This window comes from Planococcus kocurii (assembly GCF_001465835.2).
Classification (GTDB): Bacteria; Bacillota; Bacilli; order Bacillales_A; family Planococcaceae; genus Planococcus; species Planococcus kocurii.
The window spans coordinates 1,092,577-1,107,993 of sequence record NZ_CP013661.2; the positions used below are offsets into that span (position 1 = coordinate 1,092,577).

At 43.6% G+C, this 15,417-nt stretch carries 11 protein-coding genes; 4 read left to right on the top strand and 7 right to left on the bottom strand.

Annotation, left to right across the window (positions count from 1 at the left end; genetic code table 11):
* Nucleotides 1–121 precede the first annotated feature (121 nt).
* Nucleotides 122–1,024, bottom strand: a complete 903-nt coding sequence (locus AUO94_RS05385) for a LysR family transcriptional regulator (RefSeq protein ID WP_058386262.1) — start codon at nt 1,022–1,024, stop codon at nt 122–124.
* Nucleotides 1,025–1,158: 134 nt separating this feature from the next.
* On the opposite strand from AUO94_RS05385, the gene hutG reads away from it, so the two are divergent.
* Nucleotides 1,159–2,124 carry a formimidoylglutamase gene (hutG, locus tag AUO94_RS05390; RefSeq protein WP_058386263.1) on the top strand — a complete coding sequence of 322 codons (966 nt, stop codon included), beginning with the start codon at nt 1,159–1,161 and terminating at the stop codon, nt 2,122–2,124.
* A 4-nt stretch (nt 2,125–2,128) separates the two neighbouring features.
* Nucleotides 2,129–3,331 (top strand): sodium/glutamate symporter, encoded by a 1,203-nt coding sequence (gltS, locus tag AUO94_RS05395; protein ID WP_058386264.1) that lies wholly within the window; start codon nt 2,129–2,131, stop codon nt 3,329–3,331.
* 155 nt (nt 3,332–3,486) lie between these two features.
* Here gltS and AUO94_RS05400 read toward each other — a convergent pair whose 3' ends face one another.
* Together AUO94_RS05400 and AUO94_RS05405 are read right to left on the bottom strand one after the other, a co-directional pair.
* Nucleotides 3,487–4,545 (bottom strand): aldose epimerase family protein, encoded by a 1,059-nt coding sequence (locus AUO94_RS05400; protein ID WP_058386265.1) that lies wholly within the window; start codon nt 4,543–4,545, stop codon nt 3,487–3,489.
* 19 nt (nt 4,546–4,564) lie between these two features.
* Nucleotides 4,565–5,701 carry an ROK family transcriptional regulator gene (locus tag AUO94_RS05405; protein ID WP_058386266.1) on the bottom strand — a complete coding sequence of 379 codons (1,137 nt, stop codon included), beginning with the start codon at nt 5,699–5,701 and terminating at the stop codon, nt 4,565–4,567.
* 128 nt (nt 5,702–5,829) lie between these two features.
* On the opposite strand from AUO94_RS05405, the gene AUO94_RS05410 reads away from it, so the two are divergent.
* The gene (locus AUO94_RS05410; protein ID WP_058386267.1) at nt 5,830–7,008 is read left to right on the top strand and encodes a galactokinase; all 1,179 of its coding nucleotides are present in this window, start codon (nt 5,830–5,832) and stop codon (nt 7,006–7,008) included.
* Nucleotides 7,009–7,066: 58 nt separating this feature from the next.
* Nucleotides 7,067–8,545 (top strand): UDP-glucose--hexose-1-phosphate uridylyltransferase, encoded by a 1,479-nt coding sequence (galT, locus tag AUO94_RS05415; protein ID WP_058386268.1) that lies wholly within the window; start codon nt 7,067–7,069, stop codon nt 8,543–8,545.
* 359 nt (nt 8,546–8,904) lie between these two features.
* Here the strand turns inward: galT and AUO94_RS05420 are convergent, their stop codons facing one another.
* From AUO94_RS05420 to AUO94_RS05435, 4 genes are all read right to left on the bottom strand, one after another.
* Entirely contained in the window at nt 8,905–10,935 is a 2,031-nt protein-coding gene (locus AUO94_RS05420; protein WP_058386269.1) for a beta-galactosidase, read from the bottom strand.
* A gap of 42 nt (nt 10,936–10,977) precedes the next feature.
* A complete protein-coding gene (locus AUO94_RS05425) occupies nt 10,978–13,188 on the bottom strand; it encodes an alpha-galactosidase (protein ID WP_058386270.1) in 2,211 nt (736 codons plus the stop codon).
* 348 nt (nt 13,189–13,536) lie between these two features.
* Nucleotides 13,537–14,364 (bottom strand): carbohydrate ABC transporter permease, encoded by an 828-nt coding sequence (locus AUO94_RS05430; RefSeq protein WP_058386271.1) that lies wholly within the window; start codon nt 14,362–14,364, stop codon nt 13,537–13,539.
* The gene (locus AUO94_RS05435; protein WP_156423930.1) at nt 14,361–15,308 is read right to left on the bottom strand and encodes a carbohydrate ABC transporter permease; all 948 of its coding nucleotides are present in this window, start codon (nt 15,306–15,308) and stop codon (nt 14,361–14,363) included. The genes AUO94_RS05430 and AUO94_RS05435 overlap by 4 nt, the downstream gene beginning before the upstream one ends.
* Nucleotides 15,309–15,417 lie beyond the last annotated feature (109 nt).

The following is a 15,417-nucleotide window of genomic DNA, read 5'->3' on the forward strand; positions in this document are numbered from 1 at the left end:
ACTAAGCATCATCCAGAATCCGTAAGAGATTCTAGATGATGCTTAGTTAATTTATATTCAACATCTCCCATGGGCTAGGCGGATATATATAATAGGACTCTACATACACCGCTTTTCTCGCTCACTCCCCCAGACCCTCCACACGCTCAAAAAACTCCTGAATCAATTCCATCGACCGCATCACGAGCGGCGGCAAATACCGACTTGTGTCAAAAGCCAAGTAAACGGTACGCGGTGCGATGGGGTCTTTTAACGGCTTGATCGTATAGCGGGAAGTGGCAGAGACTTTTAAATAGTTTTCCGGAACGAACGTAACGCCTAGCCCTTCTTCGACAAAACTACAGGCGGTTTCAAAGCGCTCGACTTCGAATTGGATGTTGGGTTTTGTACCAGCTTGCCGGAACGCATTCAGAATATCCACGCGTGTTTGGAAGCCTTCTTTGAAGATGATAAAGGCTTCGCCGTTTAAATCGGTGATGCTAATTTGTGGCTGTGCTTCTAGCGGATGTCCCGGTGGCAACAGCACGACAAATTTCTCCCGGTAGATCGGCAAGGTTTTTACTTCTCTTTTTGAAATCAGCTGATTGGTGATGGCAAAATGGATGTCGAATTTGTTTAATGCACGGTTGATGTCTTCTAGCCCTAGCACTTCAATAATTTCGATGTGAACTTCTGGAAACTCTTGTTTGATGCTTTTTAATACTTTCGGAATCCAGAACTTGGCGGACTCGATCATGCCGATTGACAGCTCCATCGGTCCTTGTGCTTTTAGTCGCTTCAACTCTTTTTCGACGTATTCAAAATGCGTCACCAGTTTTTTAGCTTCTTCGTATAAAATTTGTCCTTCTTTTGTCAAGGCAATTTCCCGCATGCTGCGGTCTAGTAAGATCAGCCCCATGTCCGTTTCCAATTTTTTAATGGCAATACTGAGTGATGGCTGTGCGATGTGCAGATTTGCTGCAGCTTTCGTAAATGTTGAGCTTTCTGCAATGGCGATAAAATACCGAAGCAAGCGTATGTCCAATGTGCCTCCCCCTTTCTATAGTTAAAAACTATGAAAATATAGATTATTGATATTAGTAATTATAGAGTAATGTCCTTACAATATGAATACCGTTATTTCTGAAATAATAATCTTTTTCATAAAGGAGTGCCCATATGTATAAATTACCTACTAGCGAACACTGGCAAGGACGGATTGATAGCAGCACAGACCCAGACAGCTTTCGTTTTCACCAAGCTGTTCAAACACAAGCATTAACTAGCTTGCCGGCTGAACCAGAGGCTTTTGCGATTGTTGGTTTTGAATGCGAAGAAGGGGTTCGACGCAACAAAGGACGTCTCGGCGCTGCCGCAGCACCCGATCAAATTCGCAGCAAGCTTGCAAGTCTCCCGTATAATTTTGATAGTTGCCAAAAAACCTTTGACGTCGGCAATGTTGTTTGTGAAGGCCAAGCGTTAGAACACGCCCAACAAGAATTAGGAACTGCCGTTTGTAAGCTTCTCGAACAAGCAGCTACGCCAATTATTCTCGGTGGTGGACACGAAACCTTGTATGGCCATTATTTAGGAGTTCGAGAATTTGCGGGAAAAGATGCTAAAATTGGTTTGATTAATATTGATGCGCATTTTGATCTTCGCCAAGCGGAACACCCCTCGTCTGGCACGATGTTTCGGCAAATTCTTGAAAGCGATACCAATGCCGGTTACTTATGTCTCGGCGTGCAAACTTTTGGCAATACCCCTGCTTTGTTTAAAACGGCTGAGCTATTAGGTTGCAAATACATGATGGCGGACGAACTGACCTTGTCTGATATGCCGAATGCCGCTAAGACAATTGATGAATTTTGTGCGCAATACGATGTCGTGCTGGCAACGCTTTGTACAGACTCGATCAATGCAGCCGCAGCACCTGGTGTCAGTGCTCCGTCCCCACTCGGTTTAGATCCATTGATGGTTTGCAAACTGCTTCGGTATATCATGTCGAAGAAAAACGTGAAAAGCTTTGATATTTCGGAAGTTAATCCGTCATTAGATGAACAACAACGAACGGTGAAACTTGCCGCTTACTTAGTAGCTGAAGTGATGGACGGCTTTACGATGAAGCATAGAGAAGAGGAATGAGACGATGACTTTAGAACTCAACCAAGTAACGACAATTTTTCTAGCAATCGCGGTATTCGTAATCGGCTCTTATTTGAATTCAAAAATTAAAATTTTGGATAAATACTGTATTCCTGCGCCAGTCGTCGGTGGATTGTTGCTGGCGTTTATCTTAACCACTTTGAGAGGCTTTGACGTTGTCAATGTCACCCTTGACACCTCTCTTCAAAGCTTGTTCATGTTGGTGTTCTTCACAACAGTGGGACTCGGCGCGAGCTTTGGTCTTATCAAAATTGGTGGCCGGTTGCTCGTAATTTATTGGCTAGCTTGTGGATTTCTTGCACTTGTTCAAAGTGCGATCGGTATTTCGCTCGCTTCTTTGTTAAACTTGGATCCATTAATCGGTGTCATGATGGGTGCCGTGTCCATGGAAGGTGGCCACGGAGCCGCTACGGCATTCGGAACCACGATTGAAGCAATGGGTGTTGAAGGTGCTTTATCTATCGGTTTAGCTGCAGCAACTGCAGGACTCGTCGCGGGTGGGTTGCTTGGTGGGCCGATCGTTAAATACTTGATCAATAAAAACAACCTCAAATCCGATGAAGAGCTGGAGTTGGCAGATTCCAAATCGACAAGTTCTTTCTCACACGTTGCCGCACCGATTACGTCTCGCGTCTTTATGATGCAATTGTTCGTCCTTGGTTTCTGTATGGCAGTCGGCTCGTACCTCGGTGAATGGTTTACCGGTGTGACAGACTTTGCTTTACCGAACTACGTCAGCGCGATGTTTGTTGCTGTGATCGTCCGAAACGTCTTAGACAAATTCAACGACTCAATCATTGAAATGAAAACCATCGGCATTATCGGGGACATTACGTTGAGTATTTTCTTGTCGATGGCGTTGATGAGCATCAAGCTATGGGAAATCGCTGATCTTGCGCTTCCGTTGTTCTTGATCATCTTCGTTCAAGTCGCATTTATCGCTTTGTTTGGTACGTTTGTCTTGTTCCGTCTACTCGGCAAAAACTACGACGCTGCCGTGATGGTTGGTGGTTTCACGGGTCACGGTCTCGGTGCTACACCAAACGCCATGGCCAGTATGGACGCCATCACTTCAAGATACGGACATTCACAAAAAGCGTACTTGGTTGTTCCGATTGTTGGTGCGTTCTTGATTGACGTGTTTGCGATGCCGATTATTTTGACGACGATTAATATGTTTAGTTAGGTTGAGACAAATACCCTGTCCGCTTTCTTGTTCTATTAGATAGCAAAGCGACTGATGAATCCAGTCTGTTTAACAGCATCACCTGTACGATTGCTTGTGTAAAAACCCCACGAGTCTGTTGCGTAATCCGCTTCAGATTCATGGGGTTTTTTTACTTACCGTTTTATTTGAGAGAATGTATACGTTGTTTCAGATTTGAACTCCTCATCTGCACCTAGTATAGAAGAAGGAAAATGCGCGTGACGCGCCGAATCTGGTGGACCTTGTGTTTCAAAGCACATACCGAGCTGGTTTTCGGCTGCTGTCCCCCTGATTGTGTAAGGGCCGCCAATATGATTGCCGGTATAAAACACCACTGCCGGTTCAGTTGTTTCGATCATTAATGTACGACCACTTTCTGCATCTGTTAGTTGGACGGCGGGTTGTTTTGCACGATTCAATAAAAACGGATGATCGTATCCGTTTCCTGCTAGTTTCGTTTGCGTGTGTTCAGCAGTTGTCGCTTGTCTGATGGTTTTGCCTCTTCGAAAATCGAATAACGAATCTTCTGTTACCGAAACCAAATTGCCAGTCGGTAGCAGTTCTTCGTCAACGTCTAAATAATAATCACTGGCCATTGTCAGTTCATGGTCCAGCACGGTCTTTTTGAGATTGCCGCTCAAATTGAAATACGAATGATTGGTCACGTTCAACAATGTCGTTTTATCGGAAGTTGCTCGGTAAGAAATAACCAGCTGGTTACGGTCGTTGTTGATGCAATAGCGAACCGTCATGGACACGTTTCCTGGAAAACCTTCTTCACCGTCTGGGCTGACATATGTAAATTCAATTATGGCTTCTTGGTCTGATGTGATGACTTTGGACTCCCAAATAACTGCATGTAAGCCTTGAGCGCCCCCGTGCAAATGATGGCCATTGGCATTTTGAGCGACTTGGTAAGACGTTCCATCCAGTGTAAACTCGCCGTCTTTTATCCGACCTGCAAAGCGACCCACCAATGCACCGAAAAAATGAGGATTATTTTCATATTCTTCAAACGTATCAAAGCCCAGCACGACATTTTCTAATTTGCCGTTGCGGTCTGGTGTGATGATTTCCGTAATGACACAACCATAATCGATACAAGACACTTGAAAGCCTCTATCGTTTTTTAAGGTATACAACGTGACCGGTTGATTGTTTTTATGACCAAACAGTTTTTGACTAATCTCCATGTTCTATTCATCCTCTCTTTTATGTTAGTTCAAAAACGTCCACTAACAGTAAAGTGACGGCGCCGATTACTGTCGCATCGTCTCCTAGCTTGGAGATTTCTACTAGCGTCGCACTCGCTGCAGGCGTCAAGGCTGATGCTTGGATGGTTTGACGAACTTCCGGCAAGATAAATTGCTGTGCTTTGGACACGCCGCCACCTAAGACAATTTTCTCCGGATTGACGATATGGATGAGGTTTGTTAATCCCACGCCGAGCGCTTTTCCTGCCGCCTTGAAGTTGGCAATAGACGACTCGTCTCCCGCGACAGCTTGTTCAAATACTTGTTCAGCTGTAAGATTCTGTCCTGTTGCTTTTCTAGCAATCGCTGGTCCGCTGACAAATGTTTGCAAGCAGCCTTGGTTGCCGCATTCACAAATCTCGCCGTGTAAATCAATGGTCATGTGGCCAACTTCTCCGGCAATGTCGGTGGCTCCGTGGTACAGTTTGCCGTCAATAATGACCCCGGCACCAACACCACTTCCGATGTTCACCGCTAGCATGCTCGCTAGTTCGCCGTGATTGCCAAACCAATATTCACCCAATGCCATCGCTCGCGCATCGTTTTCCACTTTGACTTCTAAGCCGAATTCTTTTTCCAGCTGTTCTTTAATCGGGATATTAGCTAACCCTAAGTTGGGTGCATACAAAGACGTTCCCGTCGCTCTGTCCACCACGCCGTGCATAGCTACGCCAATGCCGATCACTTGATCTGTGGAATCCAGACAGCTTGCAATACAGCTTTTCAAGGCCGCGATAAATTGGTCGTTGTCTATCGGCAGCTGCAATTTCGTTTTAGATCTTTTCAATACTTTACCGGCAAGATTTGCTCTGATACATTCAATGCTTTCCGGCCCGGCATCCACACCAATAATGGTAAACGCCTCGTTATTGATCACCAGCATGGTCGGTTTTCGTCCACCGAGTGATTCGCCCAACTCCTGTTCTTCAACAATTTGCTGCTCGAGCAATTCTTTTACGTTACTGCTGACTGTCGGTGGTGTTAAATTGGTGTCGCGTGCAATTTGTGCTCTGGATATCGGCCCGTCTTTTCTAATTTTGTTGAGGATAATCGATTTGTTCATCGATTTCATCCATTTAAAAGTGCCTTGACGCATCTGTTTCTCCTCCGTTTTTTTGTATTGTTAACCACTTTTTTTATGTGCAGTTTCGTTATTGTATAGTTTACCAAAATCCTCTATACTTATGTTAATTAAATTAATTTACAAAGTATTGGAGGAATTAGATGAACCGCAGAGAGTTGTCCCAAACATTCCATGAAATTTTCAACACACAAGAACTTCCCCGTTTCTTTTTTGCGCCTGGGCGCATCAATTTGATTGGTGAACATACGGATTACAACGGCGGTCATGTGTTTCCGGCCGCTATTTCCTTTGGCACTTATGCCGTTGTGCGACCGCGTACCGATCAACACCTGCGGTTTTATTCGATCAATTTTCCAGAGCAAGGAATTATTGAATGTGACCTTGCCGACTTGTCTTATCACGCAAATCATGACTGGGCGAACTTTCCAAAAGGCATGATCGAGTTTTTTATTCGCAGCGGCTTTTCGATTCCTACCGGCATGGACATTCTGTTTTACGGCGATATTCCAAATGGCGCTGGCTTGTCTTCTTCTGCTTCTATTGAAATGGCTATGGGTGTTGTTCTGGAAGGGTTGTTCAATTTGAATATTGATCGATTGTTAATGATACAGTTAGGTCAAAAAGTTGAAAATCAATATATTGGCGTCAATAGTGGCATTATGGATCAATTTGCGATTGGCAAAGGCAAAAAGGATTTTGCGATGTTACTGGATTGCCAAACATTGCAGTTTAGCTACGCACCGGTTGATCTGAAAGACCACGACATTGTGATTATCAACTCCAATAAACAACGGACGTTGGCTGGTTCTAAATACAATGAGCGCCGTGCACAATGCGAAGAAGCACTTGTAGATTTGCGTACGGAGCTTGCGATTAATAGCTTAGGCGAACTGTCTTCAGAGACCTTTGAACAACACAAACAGTTGATCAAAGACGATATAAACCGTAAACGAGCCAAGCATGCCGTTTATGAAAACGAACGAACTTTGCTTGCACTCGAGGAACTTAAACGAGGGGATATTCGGGCTTTTGGTCAATTGATGAATGCCTCTCATATTTCACTTCGCGATGATTATGAAGTGACGGGTGCGGAGTTAGATCATATTACTGAAACAGCTTGGACTTTACCCGGTGTCATCGGTGCACGAATGACGGGAGCTGGATTTGGCGGCTGTGCCATTGCCCTTGTTGAGCGTGCACAAATCGAGCCGTTTAAAAATCGACTGACAGAGAGTTATACCGCAAAATTCGGGTTCTCTCCTTCTTTTTACGAAGCGAAGATTTCAGATGGTGCTAAAGAATTAACAGAAGATTTTTGACCAGTGACCCCTTGGAAACACTAGAAACTACCACGCATCTAAAAAAGGAAGTGTATTTATGGTCTATCAACAACTCGCAGGGCTTATTCAACAAGCGCTTCAAGTAAAGCTAATCGAACAAGAAGATATCGACTATTCACGCAACCAAGCAATGGACTTACTCGGACTCAAGTCTTTTCCAGAAAGCATTGAAAACCCTTTTGAAGATACCATTCCAAACTTATTGGAGCAGCTTGTTTCTTATGCTGTCGAACAAGGCGTCATTGCGGATGTTTTTGACGATAAGGAAATGCTGTCGGCTAACATGATGAATTGCTTTGTCGCACGACCTTCTGCTATTAATGCTTTGTTTAACGAAAAATACGCGGAATCCCCCATTGCTGCAACCGACTTTTTTTACGAGTTAAGTAAAAACAGCAACTACATCCAAATGAATCGGATCCGCAAAAACATTTCCTATCAAACAGACACACCGTACGGAAAAATGGATATTACCATTAACTTATCAAAACCAGAAAAAGATCCTGAGCAAATTAAAAGAGAGCGTGAAAACAAACAAACGCTCCATTATCCGAAATGTTTGTTGTGCAAAGAAAATGAAGGTTACGCAGGGCGCACTGGCTACCCGGCACGAGCCAATCACCGTGTCGTCAACGTTCCACTTACTGGTGAGAACTGGTATTTGCAGTATTCACCGTATGTTTACTACGACGAGCACAGCATTTTACTTTCTGAAGAACATCGCGATATGAAAATTGATCGAAGCAGTTTTGAACGCCTACTTACATTTACCGAACGCTTTCCGCATTACTTTATCGGTTCCAACGCCGACTTGCCGATTGTCGGCGGTTCTATTTTAAGCCACGACCATTACCAAGCCGGACGCTATGAGTTTGCTATGACGCGAGCAGAAGATGCTTTTGGATTTGCTTTAACTGCCTACCCTGAAATCACGGCTTCTGTCATTCATTGGCCGATGTCGGTCATTCGGTTAAAAGGTACCACAATCAGTAGCTTAGTAGCTGCAGCAGACGACATTTTGCAGACGTGGAGAACTTACGCTGACAAGTCAGCTAATGTTGTCGCTTTTACTGGTGACACACCGCATAACACCCTTACGCCAATTGCCCGAAAGCGCGATGGCTTGTTTGAAATCGATCTGGTGTTACGCAACAACCGCACAACAGAAGAGTTTCCTTCAGGTATTTTCCACCCGCACGAAGATGTCCACCATATTAAAAAAGAAAACATCGGCTTGATCGAAGTGATGGGCCTTGCTGTTTTACCACCGCGTCTAAAAGAAGAACTCGCTGAAATCCAAGCGCTTCTACTCGGCAACCCACACCAAGTGGCACCTTTCCACCTCGAATGGGCTGAGCAGTTAAAAGCGCAATACGGCATTTTCGCTACACCGGAAGAGGCCGAAAATGTATTGCAAGAAGAACTCGGAAAAAAATTCGTACGCGTGTTAGAAGATGCTGGCGTGTTAAAAGACCGTGCAGCATTCGAGCGATTTATCGATGCCTTGAATAACTAATAGAACTGCATTGCAAAAGCAAGCTGTATCATATTTATTTACAAAAAACCCTTTCAGTATTTGGGGAAGTGTGTAGACAAAAGAGACGTTGGGATGAACTTGTTCCAACATCTCTTTTGTCTTTTTTCTTGCGAAGAATAATCTTGGTATCCTAACACTACGTATTTAACACGGACACTAGCGGTGACGCGCCTACGGGGTAGTCCAAGCAAGAAGACAGGTGGTTTTCCTTGCTTCTTGCGGGAGTCATCCCCAAAGCGACCAGCGCGTTTTTATTGCTGCATAGGGATTATAAGCACGAAACGAGCCCAGTTCTCAACAGAACATGGGCTCGTTTCGTCTATTCTATTTCCATCAATTTATAGCTTCGCTAAGATCAGCACGCCTTTTTCTTTCAAGACGATAGTGCCATTAATTTGTGCGTCAGTAAGCACTTCTTGGTACTGAATGTCTTGTAACTCGATCGTTACTTCTTCATCGTTATGATTCAACACGAACAAGTACGTTTGTCCTTCTTTTACGCGCTCTGTTGTTTCCACACCTTGCGGAACAGTAAGTAACGGTTCAACGCCTGCTTCTTCGCAAACGGTTTTCATAAAGTCGACGAGGAACGCTTCATCAGGACTCGAAGCTACGTACCACGCTTTTCCTTTTCCGAACTGGTTAACTGTCAACACGGGCATGCCTTTATAAAAATCAGAACCGTATTCTGCGACAGCTTGTGCTCCTTCTGTGTGGATCAAGTCAAACAGCAAATTGCATGAATAACTGCCGCTCATACTGCCACGAGAATCTTTCATGACGATTTGGTTGGTTTCGTCTGGATGAAGCGCATCGATTTCTTCAGCCCAAATGCCAAGAACATTGCGTAGTTCACCTGGGTAGCCACCGAGTGTCACAATATCGGTTTCGTTGACGATGCCGCTAAAGAACGTCGTCAAGAATGTTCCGCCGTCTTGAACAAATTGCTCTACTTTCGCGGCGTAGCCTTCTTTCACCATATAAAGAACTGGCGCAATGACAACATCATACTGGTTCAAGTCTTCTTCAACACCAATCATATCTACTTGAACATTTAGCTTGTATAAAGCGTCGTAATATTTATGCACTTCTTTCACATAGTCAAGCGACACAGAAGGTCCACTCGATAATTCTGTTGCCCAGCGATTTTCCCAGTCAAAGACGATCGCCACTTTGGCGTTTACGCGCGCATCAAGTAAGGTATCCGATAATTGGTTTAGCTCTTTACCAAGCTGTGCGACTTCATTGAATACCCGCGTGTTTTCGTGTCCTACATGCTCAATGACTGCTCCGTGATATTTCTCACAAGCACCAACCGAACGTCTCAGCTGGAAGTATAAAATGGTATCTGCACCGCGACCAATTGCCTGATAGCTCCATAGGCGCATCACGCCTGGACGTTTCAATGAATTATACGGCTGCCAGTTTTGCTGACTCGGCGTTTGTTCCATTAGCATAAATGGCTGACCATTTTTCAATCCACGCATCAAGTCATGCGTCATGGCCGTATAGCTAAACGGCGTATCGATTGATGGGTAGTTATCCCACGACACCACGTCCAGTTCTTTTGCCCATTTGAAATAATCCAACATTGGATACGTCCCCATTAAATTTGTAGTAACCGGTAGATGAGGTGTGTGCTTCTTAATTGCTTGATACTCTAGCTTGTAGCAGTCCAGTAAACTATCGGATTGGAAACGGCGATAATCGAGTGAAATGCCTTGGAAATCCGAGATATTGTCTTCACGTTCTTCACTCAGCATATTCGGTGCAACGATTTCGTCCCAGTCGTAAAACGTATGGCCCCAAAATCCCGTATTCCATGCTTTGTTCAACTTTTCTATCGTTCCGTATTTATCGCTCAACCAATTGCGGAAAGCATCTTGGCAATTATCGCAATAGCAGTAGCCACCGTATTCGTTTGATACATGCCAAATCAAGACAGCCGGATGATCTTTGTATCGCTCGGCTAGTGTTTCTGCAATTCGTTCCGAGTATTTGCGATAAGTTGGACTATTTGGACATGAATTGTGTCGGCTACCGAACTTACGTTTTCTGCCGTAAAAGTCGACGCGCAACACATCCGGATACTTTTTCGCCATCCATGCTGGGTGCGCTGCTGTGCTTGTCGCCAGGCATGTGTAAATACCATTTTCGTAAAGACGGTTAATTTTGTCGTCCAACCAATCAAAGTTATATGTGTCTTCGTCCGGTTGATTTAAAGCCCAAGAAAAGACGTTTAATGTAGCCACGTCGATTCCTGCAAGTTTAAACATGCGAACGTCTTCATCCCAAATTTCGTTTGACTCCCATTGTTCCGGATTATAGTCTCCACCGTGCCAAATTTTTGGCAATTTATCATTAATCATTTTATTCCATCCCTTCAATTTCAACTTTGGTCAACCATTCACTTACACACGCGTTACTTTATAAACAGCAGAAGAAAAGTCCGCTGGGTGCTCATTGATACGGTAACGGTTGACTTGCAGTCCAGCACTCATCAACTCATCACCGTAAAACGTCTCATCGATTCCATCAATTGCATATTCGAATTCGGGATTAAGTCCTTTAAAGAATATACGCATAAGTCCTGGATTTGGTTGCGACAACACTTGATAATAACCGATTATCGCTTCTGCCTGGTCGTCTGATACAACCATCCAACTGGTGATATTGCCATCTTCTGCAAACGGGCTGGTGATTCGGTAAAACTGCCCTTGCTGAATCAACGACCGGTTTTCTTTATAAAAAGCAATTTGCGTTTTCACTTCTTCTTTTTCTGTATCCGTCATCATCGTGACATCTAGCTCATAGCCAAATGCCCCGAAATAAGCGACGTTTGCCCGTGTTTCTAAACTTGTTTTCCGGCCTACTTGATGATTGGGCACAGCCGATACGTGAGCACCCATTGAGCTAAGTGGATAAACTAGTGAAGTGCCGTATTGAATCTTCAAGCGCTCTACAGCATCCGTATCGTCACTGGTCCACCCTTGTGGCGCATAGTGCAATAAACCGGGATCAAATCGACTGCCGCCGCCTGCACAAGACTCAAACAATACATGTGGAAATTCAGTCGTCAATCGTTCATACAAAGAATAGACACCCAAAATATAGCGGTGCGCCACTTCACGTTGCCGGTTAGCCGGTAACTCTAAAGATCCCACTTCCGTCATATACCGATTCATGTCCCATTTCACATAAGAAATCGGTGCATCCCGCAAAACCTCCGCCATTAAGTTATAAATGTAATCCACTACGTCTTGTCTCGAAAAATCAAGTACCAATTGGTTTCTACCATGTGACATTTGACGATTGGAAACATGAATTACCCAATCGGGATGCGTTTTATACAACTCACTCACTTTCGAGACCATTTCCGGTTCAAACCATAACCCAAATTCCATCTCTAAGTCTGTAATATCTTTGGCCAGTTGCGTAATGCCACTTGGCAATTTACGCTTATCCTCGAACCAATCACCTAAGGAAGTTGTGTCATCATCACGTTTGCCGAACCAGCCATCGTCCAACACAAACAATTCAACACCCAATTCCTTAGACGACTGGGCAAGCTCAAAAATTTTCTGTTCATCAAAATCGAAATAGGTCGCTTCCCAATTATTGATCAACACCGGACGTTCCCGGTCGCGCCATTGTCCGCGTGCCAATCGCGTGCGGTACAGTCTGTGAAAGGTTTGGCTCATATCATTCAAGCCTTCAGCCGAATACACCATGACTACTTCTGGTGTCTGGAAACTGTCTCCATTTTCCAATAGCCAATTAAAATCAAACGGATTGATGCCAGTCATCAAGCGCGTCACATTGTAATGATCCACTTCAACCTGCGCTAAGAAATTGCCGCTATAAACCAAACTCACGCCATACACTTCTCCTTGGTGCTCAGTTGTTGATGGACGTTTCAGCGCAAGAAATGGATTTTGTTGAGCGCTACTGGTCCCTCTTGTACTGGCGATGCTTTGAATCCCTGGTACTAATTTACGTGATTTAATATGCCGTTCTCTTGCCCACGAACCTGACAATTGCACCATTTCAAAATCAGCATCCGGCAAATCGATACTGGCACTCAACGCCATCGTCAAATTGACTGCTGCTTGTCCGTGATTGATAAACTGAGCAGACCGCGTAATGGCGTTTAGCTTTTCAAATACGGTATAAGAAAGTCGAATTTCCACATCAATCACCTCATCGTAAAGCGAAACTTCCAATGTCGTGGCTTCGTCTTCAGACTCAGCATAAGTTGCCGGCAATCCCATTAATTTCTTTTTGTCTGAAAAAATTTGATGGTCTTGATACACAAAATTAGTAATCCGGCTCCCATCTTCTTGCAGCAACTGATAAGCAGGTGATCGGAAATCTGTTGTGCCATATGCGGGGTATTCTTGTTTAATCAAATCCAGTGAAAAAACAAGATCGCCTTCGTTGACACAAGCTGTGTTTGGTGTCGCTTCTACATGAAACAAGCGTTGAAAAGACTCCCGATGCTGCAGTTTTTTACCATAATACAGCTGCCCCAGCTGATTGTTTTCTAAAATAGTCATTATGTAACTAGTCTTTTCTGTTTGCAGGTGAAACTCTCGCGTAGAGTCGTTATATAAAATCGGCACAATTTACCTCCTAGTTAAAATACAGAAGTTGTGTTTCTTGTATCGATATTCCGTAAAAAAGCTACGCTTTCCTGCGGGCTTGCGCCGAACTAACTCGGGCTCTTGGCCCGAGTGGATTTCGACACTTCGCTATCCCGCGGGAGTCTCCGCTTTTTTACTTCATATCTAATAGTTGTCTCTAAAACTATTTACCAATTCATTTAGCTTTGGCGCGTCCAGGGGCTAGGCGAAGCAAGAAGACAGACGGTTTTTCTGGCTTCTTGCGGGAGCCATGCCCGGAGCGGCCGAAGCGGTATTAGAACACATCACAGTTTCCTATAATAATATTCATATAAATCCAAACAAATCTTATCCTTTAACCGATCCCATCATGCCAGCAACAAAGTGTTTCTGCATCAAGAAGAAGACAAGTGCTGTTGGCAATGTGGCAATGACGATAGCCGACATGATGACGCCATAGTCTGGTGAATAACTTGATCCTAAATTGGAAATCAACAAAGGAATCGTTCTTTTTTCAGGTGATTGCAAAATGACCAATGGCCACAAATAGTTATTCCAGCTATTCATAAACGAAATAATTGCAGCTGCAGCATACGTTGTTTTCATCGTTGGCATATAAATACGGAAAAATACGCCAAGTTCACTCAAGCCGTCAATTCTTCCTGCTTCCACCAAATCTCTTGGAAACATCTTCGTGTTTTGTCGAAAGAAAAATATGAAGAACGCAGTCGTTGCTGTCGGTAAAATGACAGCGCCTAGCGAGTCAATTCCAATTAACGGTGCCGAATCGCTAATACTGCCAAACATGCGGTACAAGGGAATCATTATTGCTGCAAATGGAATCATCATCGACAGCAGCAAAATGTTAAAGACAATGTCTTTCCCTTTGCTGCGATGGATTTCAAAGCCGTAACCGGCGAGTGATGCTAATAGCAGTGTCAAAACGGTTGTGATAACGGCAATAATAGTCGAGTTGATTAGAGCTGGGACGATGTCTATCGTGGTAAATAAGGTTTTCATGTTTTCAATCAAATGAGTTCCTGGCAGCAAGCGCCCTTGCGTAACATCCACCGATTTGTTGGTGATGCTGACAAGCATCCATAAGAAAGGAAAAATGGAAACGATGGCAGCGAGACTTAGAAATGTATAAATGAAGATTTTTTTTACGTTTTTCATTTTTTCTCACCTGCCACTCTGAATTGAATAATTGAAAGAACGACTACTAAAATTACGATGACGTAAGACACGGTTGATGCGTAACCAAAGTCAGGCGTGTATTCAAAGGAAAGATTATAAATATATTGTGAAATTGAGATTGTTGCGTTTCCCGGTCCTCCATTAGTAATGTTAACGATTTCATCAAAGATTTGTAATGTACCGATCGTTGACGTAATGGATGTGAACAAAATAATGGGCTTGAGAATGGGCACGGTAATTTGGAAAAACTGCTGGATCGAGTTCGCTCCATCAATTCGTGCTGCTTCGTAAATCGACTTGTCGACATTTTGCAAAGCTGCTAGATAGAAAATCATATTGTAGCCAGTCCATCTCCAAGTAATTGCAAGAATGATGACCACTTTCGCCCATACAGGATCTGCTAAAAAATTGATGGTTTCAGAAATAAAACCAAAGTTAAGCAAAAACTGGTTGATGATGCCATCAATTCCAAATAAGTATTTAAAAATGACCGAGTAAGCAACTAATGACGTTACACACGGTAAGAAAATTGCGATTCTGAAAAAACTTCTAAATTTCAAGTTAGGGTCATTTAACAAGACGGAAAAGAATAATGCCAATATGATCATTAATGGTACTTGAATCAGTAAGTAAATCGATGTATTGGTTAGTGCTGCGATAAATGTCGGATCACCGAACAAACGCTGCCAATTGGATAAGCCTGTAAACTCCAAATTCCCGCCCATTCCAGATTGGAACGACAACAGAAAAGCTTGGATCATTGGATAAAAGTTAAAGATGGTAATTGCGATGACTGAGATAATGATAAACAGCCAACCAACTTTTTTCTTAAAGTACACACCGGTTTTGTCACGTTTGGTTTCTTTATAGCCCAAGCGCACGGGAAGATCTATTTCGCCTTTTTTTGTTGATTGCTGCCCCATATTTCTCATTCCTCCTATAAAAAAAACTTGAGCTGTGTCCAAATGGTAAGTGATAAAGCACTTCTACCAGTTATCGGACGGCAACTCAAGGCTTCATTTATTTACAATC

What these genes read in the sequence shown, in the direction of transcription:
- hutG (WP_058386263.1), top strand. Translation starts at nt 1,159, where the DNA reads ATGTATAAATTACCTACTAGCGAACACTGGCAAGGACGGATTGATAGC.
- galT (WP_058386268.1), top strand. Translation starts at nt 7,067, where the DNA reads ATGGTCTATCAACAACTCGCAGGGCTTATTCAACAAGCGCTTCAAGTA.
- AUO94_RS05405 (WP_058386266.1), bottom strand. Translation starts at nt 5,701, where the DNA reads ATGCGTCAAGGCACTTTTAAATGGATGAAATCGATGAACAAATCGATT.
- gltS (WP_058386264.1), top strand. Translation starts at nt 2,129, where the DNA reads ATGACTTTAGAACTCAACCAAGTAACGACAATTTTTCTAGCAATCGCG.
- AUO94_RS05410 (WP_058386267.1), top strand. Translation starts at nt 5,830, where the DNA reads ATGAACCGCAGAGAGTTGTCCCAAACATTCCATGAAATTTTCAACACA.
- AUO94_RS05400 (WP_058386265.1), bottom strand. Translation starts at nt 4,545, where the DNA reads ATGGAGATTAGTCAAAAACTGTTTGGTCATAAAAACAATCAACCGGTC.
- AUO94_RS05430 (WP_058386271.1), bottom strand. Translation starts at nt 14,364, where the DNA reads ATGAAAAACGTAAAAAAAATCTTCATTTATACATTTCTAAGTCTCGCT.
- AUO94_RS05435 (WP_156423930.1), bottom strand. Translation starts at nt 15,308, where the DNA reads ATGGGGCAGCAATCAACAAAAAAAGGCGAAATAGATCTTCCCGTGCGC.
- AUO94_RS05420 (WP_058386269.1), bottom strand. Translation starts at nt 10,935, where the DNA reads ATGATTAATGATAAATTGCCAAAAATTTGGCACGGTGGAGACTATAAT.